The sequence below is a fragment of the Streptomyces axinellae genome (assembly GCF_039532135.1).
GTDB lineage: Bacteria > Actinomycetota > Actinomycetes > Streptomycetales > Streptomycetaceae > Streptomyces > Streptomyces axinellae.
Map to the genome: position 1 here is coordinate 188,643 of NZ_BAAARJ010000009.1, position 17,071 is coordinate 205,713.

General features: G+C 72.3%; 14 protein-coding genes and 1 riboswitch. Of the genes, 7 read left to right on the plus strand and 7 right to left on the minus strand.

The annotated features are described in order from the left end of the window. The first annotated feature begins 187 nt into the window (after nt 1-187). Nucleotides 188-309: riboswitch (cobalamin riboswitch) on the plus strand. A 32-nt stretch (nt 310-341) separates the two neighbouring features. Both ABD339_RS15740 and ABD339_RS15745 read left to right on the plus strand, forming a co-directional pair. Continuing rightward, nucleotides 342-590 (plus strand): hypothetical protein, encoded by a 249-nt coding sequence (locus ABD339_RS15740; protein WP_344566424.1) that lies wholly within the window; start codon nt 342-344, stop codon nt 588-590. Nucleotides 591-605: 15 nt separating this feature from the next. Further along, nucleotides 606-1,427 (plus strand): CbtA family protein, encoded by an 822-nt coding sequence (locus ABD339_RS15745; protein ID WP_344566426.1) that lies wholly within the window; start codon nt 606-608, stop codon nt 1,425-1,427. A gap of 49 nt (nt 1,428-1,476) precedes the next feature. Here the strand turns inward: ABD339_RS15745 and ABD339_RS15750 are convergent, their stop codons facing one another. Further along, on the minus strand, nt 1,477-2,256 hold the full coding sequence (locus tag ABD339_RS15750; RefSeq protein ID WP_344566428.1) for an HAD-IIA family hydrolase: 780 nt from the start codon (nt 2,254-2,256) through the stop codon (nt 1,477-1,479). Between the two features lie 513 nt (nt 2,257-2,769). Here ABD339_RS15750 and ABD339_RS15755 point away from each other — a divergent pair. Next, nucleotides 2,770-3,840, plus strand: coding sequence for a Gfo/Idh/MocA family protein (locus ABD339_RS15755; RefSeq protein ID WP_344566433.1), 1,071 nt, complete (start codon nt 2,770-2,772; stop codon nt 3,838-3,840). Between the two features lie 69 nt (nt 3,841-3,909). Here the strand turns inward: ABD339_RS15755 and ABD339_RS15760 are convergent, their stop codons facing one another. Then, nucleotides 3,910-4,821, minus strand: a complete 912-nt coding sequence (locus tag ABD339_RS15760) for a fumarylacetoacetate hydrolase family protein (RefSeq protein ID WP_344566435.1) — start codon at nt 4,819-4,821, stop codon at nt 3,910-3,912. A gap of 165 nt (nt 4,822-4,986) precedes the next feature. Continuing rightward, entirely contained in the window at nt 4,987-6,294 is a 1,308-nt protein-coding gene (locus tag ABD339_RS15765) for a DUF445 domain-containing protein (protein ID WP_344566671.1), read from the minus strand. A gap of 669 nt (nt 6,295-6,963) precedes the next feature. Here ABD339_RS15765 and ABD339_RS15770 point away from each other — a divergent pair. Next, nucleotides 6,964-8,262 (plus strand): SGNH/GDSL hydrolase family protein, encoded by a 1,299-nt coding sequence (locus ABD339_RS15770; protein WP_344566672.1) that lies wholly within the window; start codon nt 6,964-6,966, stop codon nt 8,260-8,262. A 258-nt stretch (nt 8,263-8,520) separates the two neighbouring features. Here ABD339_RS15770 and ABD339_RS15775 read toward each other — a convergent pair whose 3' ends face one another. The 3 genes from ABD339_RS15775 to ABD339_RS15785 form a co-directional block, all read right to left on the minus strand. Continuing rightward, nucleotides 8,521-9,486: an ABC transporter ATP-binding protein gene (locus tag ABD339_RS15775; protein ID WP_344566436.1), complete on the minus strand. Its 966-nt coding sequence runs from the start codon at nt 9,484-9,486 to the stop codon at nt 8,521-8,523. 166 nt (nt 9,487-9,652) lie between these two features. Then, nucleotides 9,653-10,417 (minus strand): ABC transporter permease, encoded by a 765-nt coding sequence (locus ABD339_RS15780; protein WP_344566674.1) that lies wholly within the window; start codon nt 10,415-10,417, stop codon nt 9,653-9,655. Between the two features lie 115 nt (nt 10,418-10,532). Continuing rightward, nucleotides 10,533-11,342: an ABC transporter permease gene (locus ABD339_RS15785; protein ID WP_344566437.1), complete on the minus strand. Its 810-nt coding sequence runs from the start codon at nt 11,340-11,342 to the stop codon at nt 10,533-10,535. 248 nt (nt 11,343-11,590) lie between these two features. Between ABD339_RS15785 and ABD339_RS15790 the strand changes: the two genes are divergently transcribed. Further along, the gene (locus ABD339_RS15790) at nt 11,591-13,930 is read left to right on the plus strand and encodes a transglycosylase domain-containing protein (protein ID WP_344566439.1); all 2,340 of its coding nucleotides are present in this window, start codon (nt 11,591-11,593) and stop codon (nt 13,928-13,930) included. A gap of 30 nt (nt 13,931-13,960) precedes the next feature. Here ABD339_RS15790 and ABD339_RS15795 read toward each other — a convergent pair whose 3' ends face one another. Further along, nucleotides 13,961-14,629 carry a DUF998 domain-containing protein gene (locus tag ABD339_RS15795; protein ID WP_344566441.1) on the minus strand — a complete coding sequence of 223 codons (669 nt, stop codon included), beginning with the start codon at nt 14,627-14,629 and terminating at the stop codon, nt 13,961-13,963. A 258-nt stretch (nt 14,630-14,887) separates the two neighbouring features. On the opposite strand from ABD339_RS15795, the gene ABD339_RS15800 reads away from it, so the two are divergent. Then, nucleotides 14,888-16,369 carry a histidine kinase gene (locus tag ABD339_RS15800; RefSeq protein ID WP_344566443.1) on the plus strand — a complete coding sequence of 494 codons (1,482 nt, stop codon included), beginning with the start codon at nt 14,888-14,890 and terminating at the stop codon, nt 16,367-16,369. Then, on the plus strand, nt 16,366-17,052 hold the full coding sequence (locus ABD339_RS15805; protein WP_344566445.1) for a response regulator transcription factor: 687 nt from the start codon (nt 16,366-16,368) through the stop codon (nt 17,050-17,052). The genes ABD339_RS15800 and ABD339_RS15805 overlap by 4 nt, the downstream gene beginning before the upstream one ends. The last annotated feature ends 19 nt before the right edge of the window (nt 17,053-17,071 follow it).

Sequence of the window (17,071 nt, forward strand, 5' to 3'; positions counted from 1 at the left end):
CCCCCATGGACAAATCGTCGCTCTATCGTGTCACACGGTTTTTCACGGCACGGAAGCTGTCGAAGAGCTGTTACGGGCGCTGGTCCCGCCTCTGCGGGGGCGCCGGGGCGCGGCTGTGGGACAACGCTGCGCGCCGGATGCCTTGTTGACAGTGCACATGTCAGGCTGCAACGCTCCGAGCAGTACATTTCCATACCGAGGCGACGGTGCGCAGGAAGCCGGTGCGAATCCGGGACGGTCCCGCCACTGTGTCCGTACGCGTGCGCCGCGTACGGGAGTCAGGAACTGACCCGTCGCTTCTCCGCCAACGGGGCGTGGAAACCCCAGGAGGAGGCAGGCGAATGTCCCCGCACATCGCGCACAGCACACCCACGGCGGCCTCGGGAGCGGGCACCGCCGACCCGGCGGCCGTCCACTCCGCGACGGTCAGGACGCGAGACTGGCTGATCGTCGCGGCGGCGGCGATCGTGGCACTGATCGCGCTCTACGCCGTCTTCGTCGACAACGGCAACCTCGTCTCGGCCACCGGCAACTACCTGCACGAGTTCTCGCACGACGGACGCCACCTCTTCGGCGCCCCCTGCCACTGATCGGGGCGCGCACACATGTCCGTCTCCGCTGAGACAACTCCCTACCCGCTGCTGCCCCTGCTCGGCCGAGGGCTGGGCGCCGGCGGGCTCGCCGGGCTGGCCTCCGGGCTCTTCTCGCTGCTGCTGGCCGAGCCCTTGATGGACCGGGCGATCCGGCTGGAGGAGAAGCGCTCGGCCGCCGCGCACGCGGGGCCCACTGGACACGCGGGACACTCCCACGCCGCCGAGGCCGAGGAGGTCTTCACCCGGGGCACCCAGCACTTCGGTCTCGTGGTGACCGCGGTGGTGGTGGGCCTGGCCATCGGTGTCTTCTTCACCCTCGCCTACGTGCTGGTCCACCGCACCGCCCCCATGGACGACGGCCGTGCCTGGCAGCGCGGCCTCGGGCTGGCCGGGGCCGGTTTCCTCGCGCTCTCGCTGCTACCCGGACTGCGCTACCCGGCCAACCCGCCGGGCGTCGGGGACAGCGGCACCGTCACCGAACGGCAGGGGCTGTGGGTGGCCGCGCTGGTGATCGGCGTGCTGGGGCTGGTGCTCGCACGCCAGCTCCATCTGCGGCTCGGCCGCGCCGGACACGGTCTGCCCGCGCGGCAGTCGGCGGCGGCAGCCGCCGTGGTGGCCACCCTCGCCGCGCTCTTCCTGCTCCCGGACAACCCCGACGCGGTACCGGTCTCCGCCACCTTGCTGTGGGACTTCCGGGTGCTCTCCCTCGCGGCGCACGCGGTCCTGTGGGCGGCGCTGGGCGCGCTCTTCGCGCTGCTCAGTACCCGACTGGCGGGCAGCATCCGTCCGGGCAGGGGCACGGGCGCCGGATCCAGGGCCACGGCAGACCTGTGACCGGGGGCCCGCCCGGCATCGGCCGGGCGGGCCCCGGATCCGGTACGGCTCAGACCTTGTCGACCAGGTCGGCGATGGAGTCGACGACGCTGGAGGCCCGGTACGGGTACCGCTCGATCTCGTCGGGCCTGGTCAGGCCGGTGAGGACGAGGAAGGTCTCCAGACCCGCCTCCATGCCCGCGCGGACGTCGGTGTCCATCCGGTCGCCGATCATGGCGCTGGTCTCCGAGTGCGCGCCGATCGCGTTGAGGCCGGCGCGCATCATCAGCGGGTTGGGCTTGCCCACGAAATAGGGGTGCTGGCCGGTGGCCTTGGTGATGAGCGCCGCGACGGAGCCGGTGGCGGGCAGTGCGCCCTCGGCGGAGGGGCCGGTCTCGTCGGGGTTGGTGGCGATGAACCGGGCGCCGTCGTTGATGAGGCGGATGGCCCTGGTCAGCGCCTCGAAGCTGTAGGTGCGGGTCTCACCGAGGACGACGTAGTCGGGGTCGGCGTCCGAGAGGACGTAGCCGATGTCGTGCAGCGCGGTCGTCAGCCCGGCCTCTCCTATGACGTAGGCGGTGCCGCCGGGGCGCTGGTCGTCCAGGAACTGCGCCGTGGCCAGCGCCGAGGTCCAGATGTTCTCCGTGGGCACGTCCAGCCCGATGCGGGCCAGGCGGGCGTGCAGGTCCCTGGGGGTGTACATCGAATTGTTCGTGAGCACCAGGAACGGGCGTCCGGATTCCTTGAGGCGCTTGATGAAGGAGTCGGCTCCGGGGACGGGGATCCCCTCGTGCATCAGCACACCGTCCATGTCGGTGAGCCAGGACTCGATGGGCTTGCGCTCTGCCACGGGCGGGCTCCTGCCAGGTTCGTGGTGGTCCGGCCGGCGGGGGGTACCTCGGTGTACGACCGGCCGCCGCGTTCAGCGTAACCGCAGGGGAGGGCGGGGTCAGCCCGGACGCACGCCGTAAGGCACCGGGAGCCGCGCCGTCCGGCCGTCGGCGGGCCGGGAGTCCGGCAGGAGGGGACGGAGACCCGGGGCCCCGCCCGGACCGGACGGGGGCCGGAGCGGAGGCCGGGGCCCGGACCCGGCAGGGCGCGCCGCTCGAACGGACCGGCCCACCGCCCCGCACGGGACGCACAGGACGGACGGGACGCACGTGACGGCCCATCGGATGGTGGTACAGGCCGCCGGCCCGCCCGCCCGTACGGGACGGCCAACCGCACCGGTCACGCGGACAGCCGTCCGGTCCGCTCAGGACCCGCATGGCCCGCGGAGAGGCCGACCGCGCGGAGGGGCCGCCCGCCATCCGTGCGGGCCGGATGTGTGCTCCGGGGCGCGGGCTTTGCCAGGGTGGGGCCCATGAACCGCATGGACACCTCCGTCACCCCGCTCCGCGTCGGCCTGCTCGGCTACGGCCTGGCCGGATCGGTCTTCCACGCCCCGCTGATCGCCACGACGCCGGGGCTGGCACTGGATACGGTCGTCACCTCCGACCCCGAACGCCAGAAGCGGGCGCGCGCCGCGGGCGGCCCCGGCACCGGGGAGGTCCGCACCCTCGCCACCGCCGACGAGCTGTTCGACGACGCGGACCGGCTCGACCTCGTCGTCGTCGCCACCCCCAACCGCACCCATGTCGAGCTGACCCGCCGCGCGTTGGAGGCCGGGCTGCCGGTGGTCGTGGACAAGCCGCTGGCGCCCACAGCGGCCGAGGCCCGCGAGCTGGCGGCGCTCGCCGAGGACCGCGGGCTGCTGCTGGCGCCGTTCCAGAACCGGCGCTGGGACAACGACTTCCTGACCCTGCGCTCGCTCCTGGCCGAGGACGCGCTGGGCGAGGTGCACCGCTTCGAGTCCCGCTTCGAGCGCTGGCGGCCCCGGCCCAAGGGCGGCTGGCGCGAGTCGGGCGACCCGGCGGAGGTGGGCGGGCTGCTCTACGACCTGGGCAGCCACCTGGTCGATCAGGCGCTGACCCTCTTCGGCCCGGCCGCCTCGGTCTACGCCGAGTCCGATGTGCGCCGGGCGGGCGCCGGGGCCGATGACGACACCTTCATCGCCCTGACCCATGACAACGGCGTCCGCTCCCATCTGTGGATGAGCGCGACGGCGGCCCAGCTCGGGCCGCGCTTCCGGGTGCTGGGCAGCCGCGCGGCGTATGTGAAGTCCGGGCTCGACCCGCAGGAGGCCGCGCTGCGCGAGGGGGCCCGGCCCGCCGAGGGCATGCCGTGGGGTGTGGAGCCGGAGTTCGCCTGGGGCACACTCGGCGCGCTGGACGAGGTGCGTACGGTGCCGACGCTGGACGGCGACTACCCGGCCTTCTACGACGCGGTGGCCGTCGCTCTGCACGAGGGCACACCGCCGCCCGTGACGGCACACGAGGCGGCGGCGGTCCTTCAGGTGCTGGAGACGGCACGCTCGTTCACGCGGAAGGCGTGACCGGCGGCCACGCGGACGTCATGTGGTCCGCGCGCACGCCGACTTCATGACCTGCCATGTGGTCCTCGCTCAAGCGGACTTCATGACCTGCCGTTGCCGGCCCAGGCCCGTGATCTCCAGCTCGACGACGTCGCCCTCGCGCAGATACGGCTTGGGCTCGGCCATGCCCATGGCCACTCCGGCGGGGGTCCCGGTGCTGATCACATCGCCGGGGTACAGCGTCATGAACTGGCTGACGTAGCGCACGACCTCGGCGACGGGGAAGATCTGGCCACCGGTCGAACCGTCCTGCCGCAGCTCGCCGTTGACCCACAGGCGCATCGCCAGCGCCTGCGGGTCCGGCACCTCGTCGGCGGTCACCAGCCAGGGGCCCAGGGGGTTGAACGTCTCGCAGTTCTTCCCCTTGTCCCACTGGCCGCCGCGCTCGGTCTGGAAGGCGCGCTCGGACACGTCGTTGGCGAGGGCGTAGCCCACCACCGAGGCCAGCGCCTCCTCGTGCGAGCCGAGGTAGCGCGCGGTGCGCCCGATGACGACGGCCAGCTCCACCTCCCAGTCCGTCTTCTCGCTGCCGCGCGGGATCAGCACGGTGTCGTGCGGGCCGACGACGGTGTCGGGGGCCTTCATGAAGAGGATCGGCTCCGCGGGTACGGGTGCTCCGGTCTCCCGGGCGTGATCGTGGTAGTTCAGCCCGATGCACACGATCTTGCCGATACCGGCCAGCGGCGGCCCGATCCGCAGGCTCTCCGCACCCGCACCCGCGCCGGTTCCGGTGCCGGTGCCCGCCGTCCCGGTGCGGGACGCGGACAGCTCCGGCAGCGTTCCGGCGGCGGCGGCCTCGCGGATGCCGTCGAGCGCGGCGGCATCCGCGAGCAGGGCTCCGTCGATGTCGCGGACCAGGCCCGACAGATCGCGCAGGGTGCCGGACTCGTCCAGCAGCGCGGGGCGTTCAGCTCCCACCGATCCGACGCGCAGCAGTTTCACGTCGTACTCCCTCCAGCCCTCCAGACGAATCAGCCGATCCTCCAAGAGGGCGTTCAGAACCACAAGACCGTGTTCACACACCGGACCAGGCGCCCGGCCGCAGCCGCGGTGCGCCTCCGCCTGCGTCGCGGCCACGTCCGGCGAGGTCCGCCACCGCGACCCCGCCTATCCGCCCAAGAGCCGCGCCACCGTGTAGATCGCGAGCCCGGCCAGCGCGCCGACGACGGTGCCGTTGATCCGGATGAACTGGAGGTCACGGCCGATGTGGGCCTCGATCTTCTTCGAGGTGTGCTCCGCGTCCCACCCCGCGACGGTCTCCGAGATCAGCGAGGTGATCTCGTCGCGGTAGGTGGTCACCAGATAGACCGCCGCGCCCTCGACCCAGCCGTCCACCTTGCCCTGGAGGCGCCCGTCCCCGGACATCCGCTGCCCCAGCGACAGCAGCGCCGTCCGCGCCCGCACCCGCAGCTCGCTGCGCTCGTCCTCGGCGGCGGCCACCAGCATCGAGCGCACGGCGCCCCACGCGGAGGCGATCAGGTCCTGCACCTCGCCCCGGCCCAGGACCTCGTTCTTGAGCCGCTCGACCCGGGCCCGGGTCTCCGGATCGGACTGGAGATCTGCGGCGAAGTCGGACAAGAAGCGATCGACGGCGCCGCGCGCGGGGTGGTCGGGCATGTCCCGCATCTCCGTGACGAAGCGCAGCAGTTCGCGGTACACGCGATCGCCGATCTTGCGGTCCACGAACCTCGGCGTCCAGCCGGGCGCCCCGCCGGTGACCGCGTCCATCACCGAGTCGCTGTGCAGCTCCAGCCACTCCGCCGCGCGGACGCACACCAGATCGACGATGCGCCGGTGACCGCCGTCCGCGACGACCTTCTCCAGCATCGTGCCCAGCCCCGGCGCCACCTCCTGGGCCGTGGCACGGCGGGTGACGGCCTCGCTGACGATGGCCTGCACGTCCGCGTCGCGCAGGACGGTCAGCGCCCCGCGCAGCGCCGTGGCCAGCTCGGCGGTGACCCGGTCGGCGTGCGCGGGCTCGGCCAGCCAGGCGCCGAGCCGGTTGCCGATGCCGACGGCACGCAGCCGGGTGCGCACCACGTCGGAGGAGAGGAAGTTCTCACCGACGAACTCTCCTAGGCTCTGCCCGAGTTGGTCCTTCTTCGTCGGAATGATGGCGGTGTGCGGGATGGGCAGGCCCATCGGACGGCGGAAGAGCGCGGTGACCGCGAACCAGTCGGCCAGCGCACCGACCATGCCCGCCTCTGCCGCCGCCGCGACGTACCCCGTCCAGCCACCGGCGCCGGTGTGGCCCGCCCACTTGGCCAGCACGAAAACGGTGGCCATCAGCAGCAGCGCCCCGGTGGCGATCCCCTTCATCCGCCGCACGCCCCGCCGCCGCTCTTCGTCGGCCGGGGTGAGCTTGCCGGGGTCTGTCGGCGTCTTTTTGCTGCCCTCATTTTTGGTGCTGGGCAGGGGGTGCCCCTCTCCGTGCTTCGCAGGGTGCGGGTTCTCCCCCAAACTCTCCGGGTGGGGAGGTGCCCCTGGGCGGGGCGCGCCCCGCGCGGCGGAGCCGCTCGTGACACTGTCCCGCGCCCCTTCGGGGCGCCCCGACGCGGGGGCCTCGCCCGGACGGCCCAACGCGGGATCCCCCTCTGGTCCGATCCCGCCGGAGTCCGGGTCAGGGTCGGCGTCTCCGCGTGTGATCGCCCTCACGTGGGCATCCTCACGGGTGGGCAGCTCACCCTCGTTTGTCCGTTCCATCCGCTTCCACCGTCCCCCTGGACACCGCCAGGACTCTCCGTACCCCGGAGGAGTCCCGGCGCGAAACGCCAGGTCAGCCAGGTCCGTAGCCCCAAATGCCCATGTCACCCGGAGCGTCCCTCACCCATTCTCCCCCGCCCCCTTCGCGAGGCGGTGGGTGGAACGGACTCCGCCTCTGTCGCGTCTGTCTGTTCGGGCGCTTCGGAATGTGACGCCGACAGCAGGCTGTGGCCGCGCGGCACCGCGTACCACGCGCCCCTTCCCGCGCGCGGCCCCCGACGGAGGCCGTGCCCCGATCGTGGGATCATGGCACTGCCGACCATTCGGAGCCCGGGGGCTCCGTCAGCTCGACGAGGAGACAGACCGCGCGTGACCAGGAACATGGGTTATGCCCTGCTCGCCGGATTGGCGGCGATCGTGGTCCTCGTCTCGACCGCGATATTCATCGGGGTCGGAGACAACGACAGCGGCCAGGGCGGAGGATCCTCCCAGGCCCGCAACAACGCCTCCCCGGCCTCCTCGGGCAACTGGGTCGGCAGCTGGTCGGCCTCCCCCGCCGCCGCCGAGCCGAACAGCCGCGACGGCTTCACGAACATGTCGATACGGAACGTGGTGCACACCTCGGTCGGCGGCACCGGCGCCCGCATCCAGCTCTCCAACCTCTTCGGCAACCGCCCGCTGACCATCTCGCACGCGACGGTCGCCCTGGCGGCGGCGCCCAGCAACCCCACCGCCGCCGCGGGCACCATGCGCCGGCTCACCTTCGGCAACAAGACGGCGGTCACCATCCCCGCGGGCGGCGAGGTCACCAGCGACGCGGTCCGGCTCAACGTGCCGCACGCCGCCGACCTGCTGGTCACCACCTACTCGCCCAGCCCCTCCGGCCCCGTCACCTACCACCCCTACGCGCGTCAGACCAGCTACGTCGCCGAGGGAGACCGGGCCGAGGAGACCGCCGGCACGGCCTTCAACCAGCAGAGCCCGTACTGGCGTTACCTCACCGGGGTCGATGTGTGGAGCAGCGAGACCCAGGGCGCCGTCGCCGTGCTGGGCGACTCGATCACCGACGGCATCACCTCAAGCCCCGGCGCCAACCGCCGCTGGACCGACTTCCTGGCCGAGCGGCTGCGCACCGAACGGGACGCGCCCCGGCTGAGCGTCCTCAACGGCGGCGTCAGCGGCAACCGCGTGCTGGTGGACGGCAGCAAGTTCTCGCCCAACAACGGGCCCAGCGGGCTGGCCCGGATGAACCGCGACGTGCTCTCCCGTACGGGCGTGAAGGCCGTGGTCATCGAGATGGGCCTCAACGACATCCTCAAGCCGCCCCGCCAGCGCGACCCGAACAAGATCGTGAACGGGCTGCGGGATCTGGTACGTCAGGCGCACGCGCGCGGACTGCGGGTCGTCGGCTCGACGCTCACGCCCTTCGGCGGCCACCGGGGCTACACCCCGCGCCTGGATGCCACACGCCGGGCGGTCAACGAGCAGATCCGCGCGGGCAAGGTCTTCGACGCCGTCGTCGACTTCGACGCGGCCCTGCGCGACCCGGCGCACCCCGAGCGGCTGCGCGCGGCCTACGACTCGGGCGACCACCTGCACCCGAGCGACAACGGCTACCGCGCGATGGCACAGGCCATGGACCTCACGGCCCTGAAGGGCGCCAGCCCCGCCAAGCTGTGACGGCTCCCGCCTGGGGATTGGGCGCGGGCGGTGTGGTGGCTGTTGTCGGTGATGCGGCCGGGCCCTCTGGTGCCGTGGCCGGGCGCCGTCGCGGCCGGAGACGACGAAGGGGCTTCGCCCCTTCGAAACCCCTTCGGCCCCGGGCAGGCTGCGGCCCGGGCAGGGCGACGAGTCCGCCGTTCGCTCCCCCGGCCGCGGGGCCGTCGCCGGGCAGGGCGACGGGGCTTCGCCCCCGCCCCTGGATCCCGGCCGCCGTTCTCAGGTTCCGTACATCCGGGCGATCACGTCCTCGATGTCCGGCTCCCTGACCGAGAGGTCAACAAGCGGGTAGCGTGCCGCGATCTGGGCGACCAAGGGGGCCGCGCTGGCCGAGGCGGGGAAGGTGAGCCACTGGCGGGGGCCTTCCGTGCGCACGGTGCGGGCGCCGTCCACTTTCTCGATCGGGGGCAGTTCGCGTTCGAGATCCACCACCAGGGTGCGCCGGCTCTGCCCGATCTCGTGCAGTCCGGCCAGCGCCCCGTCGTACATGAGGCGGCCGTGGTCGATGACCACCACCCGCTTGCACAGGTGCTCGATATCGCTCAGGTCGTGGGTGGTCAGCAGCACCGTGGTGCCCCGCTCGGCGTTCAGGTCCACCAGGAAGTCCCGCACCTTGGCCTTGCTGACCACATCGAGGCCGATGGTCGGCTCGTCCAGGTAGAGCACATCGGGTTCGTGCAGCAGGGCCGCGGCGATGTCGCCGCGCATCCGCTGGCCGAGCGAGAGCTGGCGCACCGGGACGTCCAGCAGCGCGCCCAGTTCCAGCAGTTCGACGCAGCGCTCCAGGTTGGCCTCGTAGCGGGCCTTCGGGATGCGGTACATGCGGCGTACGAGCCCGTAGGAGTCGCGCAGCGGCAGGTCCCACCACAAGGTGGTGCGCTGTCCGAAGACGACGCCGATGCGCCGCACCAGCCGGGTGCGCTCCCGCTGCGGGTCCAGGCCCGCGACGCGGAGCCGTCCGCCGGTGGGGGTCAGGATGCCGGTGAGCATCTTGACGGTGGTGGACTTCCCGGCGCCGTTGGGTCCGATGAACCCGGCCATCTCGCCGCGCCGCAGCGCGAAGGAGACGCCGTCCACAGCCCGCACCTGCTCGGCCGTGCGCCGCCAGAGGCCGCCGCGGCGGCGGACCGTGAAGGACTTCTCCAGGCCGCGCACATCGATGAAGCCCTCATCGCTCGCCGTCACGGGTCTCCCGCCCTTTCTCTGTGCCTTCTCTGTGTGCCGCCGCTGTTCTGCTCCACCGCTGCTCCGTGCCGCCGCGACTGGGCGCCGCCCCTGCTCTGTGCCGCTGCCCGCTGCTCACCGCCGCCGGCTGCCACGTCACCTCGTTCGACCGCCGGTCAGCTGACTGTCAACTGCCCGTGCTGCGGTACGCGCGCAGCCCGGCCCGCCAGGCCAGGCCCGTCACCGCGCAGCACAGCAGTGCGACGGCGGGGGCGGCGAAGTCCACCCAGCCGGGCAGGCCCAGCGGGTCGTCGCGGCCCAGGACGCGCAGCGCGGGCAGCCAGTTGACGAAGGCCAGCGGCACCACGAACGTCACCCCGCGCACCAGGTCCTCGGCGAAGACGGTGGGCGGGTACTGGAGCATCGTCGTGCCGCCGTAGGTGAAGGCGCTCTGCACCTCCGTGGCATCCTGCGCCCAGAATTGGAAAGCGCCGCCGAGGACGAACACACAGCCGAAGATGGCGCCGCCGCACAGCACCATCGAGACCGTCAGCAGCACCTTGCCCACGCTCCAGTCCAGGTCCAGCCGGACGAGCGACCAGCCCAGCACCAGCCCCCCTTGGCAGATCCGCCCCAGTCTGCGCAGCGCGAAGCGGTCGGCCGCCACCTGGCTGAGGACCGGCACGGGCCGGGTGAGCAGGACGTCCAGCGTGCCGTCGCGCACCCGGCGGCCGATCCGTTCGGCCTGGCCGAGCAGCAGGTCGGCCAAGCCGAAGGCGACGTTGGAGGTGCCGTAGAGGAAGGCCACCTCGGGCAGCGAGAAGCCGCCCAGCTCCTTCACGTGGGAGAACATGATCACGATCGCGGCGAAGTCGAGGAACGTCGTGGCGAAGCTGACGACCAGCATGATCACGAAGGAGGTCCGGTACGCCATCGTCGAGCGCACCCACATCGCCACGATGAAGCCGTACGCGCGCAGCCCCCACAGCACGCGGCGCGCTCCCCCCTCATCCGGCCACCCCTCCCGCCACCCCTCCCGCACCCCGTTCGCCGTCCGGCGGTCCGGTTCAGCCACCCTGGACCACCACCTTGCGCGTGGCGGCCGACTGGAGGAGCCGGCCGGCGCCGAGCAGGGCCAGCGCCCAGCCGGCCTGGAAGGCGAGGCCGCTCACCGCCGAGCCGCCGTGGCGTACGCCCAGCAGCATGTCGGCCGGGACTTGGAGCGTGGCGGCCCACGGCAGCCACCGGACGGCCTCGCCGAGCGCGCCGGGGAAGAGGGTCAGCGGCAGCAGCATTCCGGAGAAGAAGACGCTCAGCAGTGAGGAGAGGGCGGCGAGCCCGCTCGCGTCCAGCAGCCAGAAGCCGCAGAGCGCGAAGAGGTAGCGCAGCGCGAAGCTCACCACCACGCCCGCCCACACCGACACCAGGAACAGCAGCCACACCGCCGGGGACCCCGGCAGTGCCAGGTCGAACGCCAGTGCCCCGACGGTCAGCGGGGCGACGCCGCGGCCCAGCAGGTGGAAGGCGGCCCGCCCCAGGTCGGACGCGAGCCACCACAGCTGGAGGTCCACCGGCCGGTACAGGTCGATGGCCACGTCCCCGTTGCGGATCCGCTCGTGGAACTCCTCCTGGAACCCGCCGCCCATCAGCGCGGCGGCGGCCAGCAGCGCCTGCCCGGTCCACACGAACGTCAACGCCTGGGACTGGTCGTAACCCCCCAGGTGGGGTCGCTCGTGCCACAGGGCGATGAAGGTGAACGCGAGGATGAATCCGAAGACGGTGTTGGTGAAGACTCCGGCCGCCGTGGCCACCCGGTAGGTGGCGTAGCGCCGGAACCCACTCAGGGCCACGGCGAAATAGAGGCGGAGTATGCGCATCCTTTCGAGCTCCTCCACCGTCTTCCAAGTAGCACTTCCGTACGAGACCGAAGCGCCGGAGCCTAGTTCACCCCCGGGTGAGCGGCCACCGATTAATCACCGGGCCGGGTGAGACCCCCGGCCGATCGGCCCTGGCGCCGGTCACTCCCGGTGTGGCCCCGCCTCGTTCTCGGGTGCGGAGGGTGCGACAGTGTTCTACGGGGCGTACACGCGCATCGCCCGACCCTGGACGAGGAGTCCCTGCAGACATGAGCGACGAGCAGAACAGCGAGGCCGACGGCCAGGAGAAGGAGGCGAACGCCCCTGCCACGGCCGGCGGAAAACGCCGCCGCACCGGCTGGCGCCGCCTCCTGCCCACCTGGCGGATGGTGCTGGGCGGGGTGCTGCTGATCGTCCTGCTGGTCTCCGGTGCGCTGGTCGCCGGATATCTGCTCGTCAGCATTCCGGCGCCGAACAAGGCCGCCGCCGCGCAGACGAACGTCTTCCTGTACGCGGACGGCACCCAGATCGCCCGGGACGGCGAGGTCAACCGGGAGAACGTCACTCTCAGCCAGGTGCCCAAGACCACCCAGCGCGCGGTACTGGCCGCCGAGGACCGCGACTTCTACCACGAGTCGGCGATCGACCCCAAGGCGATGGTCCGCGCGGGCTGGAACATGGTCACCGGCAAGGGCCGCCAGTCCGGCTCCACCATCACCCAGCAGTATGTGAAGAACTACTACCTGGAGCAGGAGCAGACCGTCTCCCGCAAGGCCAAGGAGTTCTTCATCGCGCTCAAGCTCGACCGCGAAGTGAGCAAGAACGACATCCTCCAGGGCTACCTGAACACCAGCTACTTCGGCCGCAACGCCTACGGCATCCAGTCGGCGGCCCACGCCTACTACGGCAAGGACGTCGGCAAGCTCACCCCGGAGGAGGGCGCCTACCTCGCCGCGCTGGTCAACTCCCCCAACGCGTACGACACCCGCGCCCACCCGGAGAACAAGCGCCGGGCCGTCGCGCGCTGGGAGTACGTGATGGACGGCATGGTCAAGAAGGGCTGGCTCAGCAAGGCGTCCCGCGACGGGGCGAAGTTCCCCGAGCCCGACAAGGCCAAGCCGCCGGGGAACATGGCGGGTGAGCGCGGCTATCTCGTGGAAGCGGTCAAGAACCACCTCATCGGCAACGACATCATCGACGAGCGGCGGCTGGCCGCCGGCGGCTTCCGGATCACCACAACGATCCAGCCGAAGAAGCAGAAGGCCATGCGCGAGGCAGTCGACAAGGAGCTGATGTCCCGGCTCGACAAGAAGAACCGCAAGATCGACAAGCACGTCCGGGCCGGCGGCTCCTCGGTGGACCCGAAGACCGGCGAGGTCGTCGCGATGTACGGCGGTATCGGCTACACCAAGCAGTACGTCAACAACGCCACGCGGCGCGACTACCAAGTGGGCTCCACCTTCAAGCCGTTCATCTTCGCCTCGGCCCTCCAGAACAAGTCCAAGACCCAGAGCGGCTCGCCCATCACGCCGCGCACCATCTACGACGGCACCAACAAGCGCGAGGTCGTCAGCGACGGCCACGGCACGGACTACTCGCCCGCCAACGAGGACGACAGGTCCTACGGCCAGATCCCCGTCACCACGGCCATGGACAAGTCGGTCAACAGCGTCTTCGCGCAGATGGGCATCGACGTCGGCCCCAAGCGGGTCAAGGACACCGCGGTCGATCTGGGCATCCCCGAGTCCGTGCCGAACATGCCCGACGACGGCTCGATCGCCCTCGGCGTCACCACGGCCTCCACCTTGGACATGGCCGAGGCGTACGCGACGCTCGCCAACCACGGCAAGCACGGCACCTACAGTCTCGTGCGCAAGGCCACCCGCGGCGGCGAGGTCGTCAACCTGCCCGACCACGACCCGAAGCAGGCCATCCCCCGGGACGCCGCCGACACCACGACGGCCATCCTGCGCAGCGTCGTCAAGAGCGGCACCGGCACGGCGGCCCAGTCGGCGGGCCGCCCGGCGGCGGGCAAGACGGGCACCGCCGAGGAGGACAAGGCGGCCTGGTTCGCGGGCTACACCCCCGACCTGGCCACCGTCGTCAGCGTCATGGGCCAGGACTCGAACAGCGGCGTGCAAAAGCCGCTGTACGGCGCCGCGGGCGAAACCCGCGTCAACGGCGGCGGCTTCCCCGCGAAGATCTGGGGCTCCTACACGAAGACGGCCCTCAAGGGCCGCCCCGCCAAGGACTTCAAGCTGGACACCAAGGGCAACGCCGACCTGCCCAGCACCCAGTCGCCCAGCACCAACGGCCCCACCACCCAGCCGCCCTCCTCGGACACCCCCGTCTCACCGCCCCCCTCCACGGACCGGCCCACCGACCGCCCCACCACGCCCACGGCCCCGCCCAGCGTCCCGACGACCCCCCCGCCCCCGACCGGCGACCCCGGCATCGGCGGAGTGGACGGCGGCAACCCCAACGGCGGGAACGACCCCGGCGGAGTCAACGGCGGCGGCGACCCGGGGAACGGCGGCATCGGCCAGAACGGCGCCCAGGGCGGCGGAGGCGGCGGCGTACCACGGACCCAGAGCCAGCGAAGCTGGTGAGGGTGCGCGCGCGACAGGGGTGACGCAGGCTCACCCCGCAGCCGGGACCGGCCGGGCGCCACGGGGCGCCCGGCCGGCGGGATTTCCGGCGCGGATGACCGATACCGCCATCACGGACACCCACGCGTCCAGCGCGAACGCGGCCGCCCTTTCCATGGCGCCCAGTCCGATACCGGGGTCGGCCTGCGCGAAGAACAGCCATGTCGCCAACTGCGCGGCAGCGGCGATCGCGAGGGTCACCACGCGCGGACGGCCGCGCCCGAAAAGCGAATCCCGGCGCAGAAATCCCGCGCACACGAGCCCGATGTTTCCCAGACCCATGATGAAGAGCGCGCCCAGCACATGCAGATTCTCGTTCACATCGGCGGGCACGGAACCGACCAGAATCCACCCGCCGCAACCGATCAGGAGCAGCACCCTGGCGGTCACCGACATTCCGCCCGGCCCCCAGCAGCCACCGAGCAGCAGCGCCCCGGCCGACAACAGCACTCCGTGCACGGCGAACGAGACGTTCATGACGTCGTGCAGCGGCGAACACACATAGCGCGGCCTGGAGACATCCCACATCCCGCAATGGACGTTGCCCAGATCGCTGATGTTGAAGGTCGCCCAACTGTAGGACGTGCGCCAGCCGGACTGCACAACAAGCTGAACGGCGAAGAACTGCGCGACGGCGACAAGCCACACCGCCGCGCCCACCCGGGCGGCTCCCGATACCGGAGGCCCAGCGGGTATGCGGTATTTGGCGGATGAGAAGAGCGACGAATTCACGGCGGCCTTTCGAGAGTTCGGGAACGGGGATTTCGCGGCACGGCCTTCGGCCCCGCCGACCCTCCCAGCGGACGCCGTTCCCTCGCATCCCCCAGGGAGGGAATCCGGCGCTCCCCCATCGGCGGGGGGACCAGCCGGCTCTTCCGGGGGAAGTGCGCCGAGGGGCCCGAAGGTACGGTGCGGTCCGTGAGCACAGGCGGGGGCGAGGGCGAGGGCATGGGCAAGGTCGAGGGCATGGGCAAAGTCGCGGGCATGGGCAAAGTCGCGGGCCCAGGCCGGGGCCTGGGCGCGGGCTTGGCCGAGCGCCTGGGCAGGGGCGGCAAGCGCGCCGTCAGGGGCGGCAGCCACGCGGTCGTCGGCGCGCTCCTCGGCATTCCGCCGCTGGCCGTGGCACTGGCCGTCACCCCGCCGGACTGGCCGACGGCGCTCCGTCTCCCGGTGTTCGGGCTGGCCCTGTGCGCGACCGTCGGCGCCATGGGCGCTCCCCGCGCGTCCCGCCGCGCGGCGGTGCGGCTGGCCAACCTGCTGCTGGACGCCGGACTCCCCGCCCCCGCCGACCCGGCCGGCAGGGCCACCCGCCGTTCGGCCGCTGAGCAGTCGGCGGCAGTGCGTCCGGCCGCGCGCCGGTCAGTCGCCCGGCCCGCCTTCGCCGACCGGTGGGCGAATCCGGCACGCGCCTCTGCCTGGCTGGCCGCACACATGGCGCTCGGCGCGGCGGCGACGGCGGTGGCCGGGCTCGCGCTGTTCGCGGCCGTACTCTTTCCCGCCGTATGGCTCGGCGGCGGCGGGGCGGTCACGGTCTTCGGCGGGACCGCGCACCTGCCCGCCGGATGGCCGGGCTTGTGGGCGGCGGCTGTCGGTGCCGCCAGCCTGGCACTGGGCTGGGCGTCCGCCGTGGGCGGCGCGGCGGCGGCGCGACCGCTCGCCCGCGCCCTGCTCGGCCACCGCGCCGCCGAGCGGCTGGCGGCCGTCGAGGAACAGCGGGATCTGCTGGCCCAACGCAACAGGCTGGCCCAGGAGTTGCACGACTCGATCGGCCACACTCTGACCGCCGCCACCATCCAGGCCGCCGTCGCCGGAGAGCTGATGGAGAGCGACCCGGTCGCGGCCCGGCGTGCTCTCACCAGCATCGAGGAGACCTCACGCGCCGCCATGGACGACCTCGACCATGTGCTCGGCGTCCTGCGCGCCCGGCAGCCGGCCACCGCCCCGCAGCGCGCTCTCGCCGACCTCGGCCCGCTGACGGAACGGGTCCGGCAGGCGGGCGCGGACCTCCGGGTGGAGACCTCGGGCGACTTGTCCAAAGTCCCGTCGGCGGTCTCCCGGGAGGCGTACCGCATCGTCCAGGAGGGCCTGACCAACGCCCTGCGTCACGGCACACGTACGGTCCCCGGGCCGGATTCGCGGATCAGCCTGCTGATCGCCGTACGGGACGGCCATCTGGAGGTGACGCTCACCAATCCATTGGACACCGCCGAGCCCTCCCGTCCCGGCACCGCCGGCCCCGACAGCTGCGGCAGTTCCAGCAGGGCCGCCGGGGGAAACGGCCTGACGGGCGTCGCCGAGCGGGTCCGGCTGCTGCGCGGCGAACTGTCCGCCGGGCCGGACGGCGAACCAGGCGGGCGCTGGCGGCTGACCGCCCGCATACCGCTACGGTCGGCGCCATGACCACGGACGCCGAGCCAGTGATCACGTTGCTCATCGCTGATGACGAGGAGCTGACCCGCACCGGGCTGCGCGCCCTGCTCTCGGCCAAACCCGATCTCGACGTCGTGGGCGAGGCGGCGGACGGCGCCGAGGTGCTCGGGATGGCCGAGCGGCTGCGCCCCGACGTCGTGCTGATGGACGTCCGGATGCCCCGGCTGGACGGCATCGAGGCGACCCGGCTGCTGCGCACCGCGTCGGCCGATCCGCCGAAGATCGTCGTGATCACCACGTTCGAGAACGACGAGTACGTCTACGACGCGCTGCGCGCCGGGGCCGCCGGCTTCATCCGCAAGAGCGCGCCCGCCCGGCAGATCGCCCACGCCATCCGGCTGGTGGCCACCGGCGACTCCGTCCTCTTCCCGGAGGCGGTCCGCCGCCTGGCGACCGGCCGCGCGGCCCCGGCCGCCCGCGCCGTCTCCGCCGCGGCCCCCGCCCTCACCGTCCGGGAACGCGAGATCCTCCGCCTCATGGCGCAGGGCCGCTCCAACCAGGAGGCGGCGGCGGAACTGCGGGTGAGCCTGGAGACCGTCAAAACCCACGTGGGCAATGTGCTGTCCAAGCTGGGTGCCGCCAACCGCACGCAGGCGGTTGTCCTGGCCTACGAGAGCGGGCTGGTGGGCCTCACCACGGGTGGCCCCGCCTGACCACGTGCCTCAGCGGCCC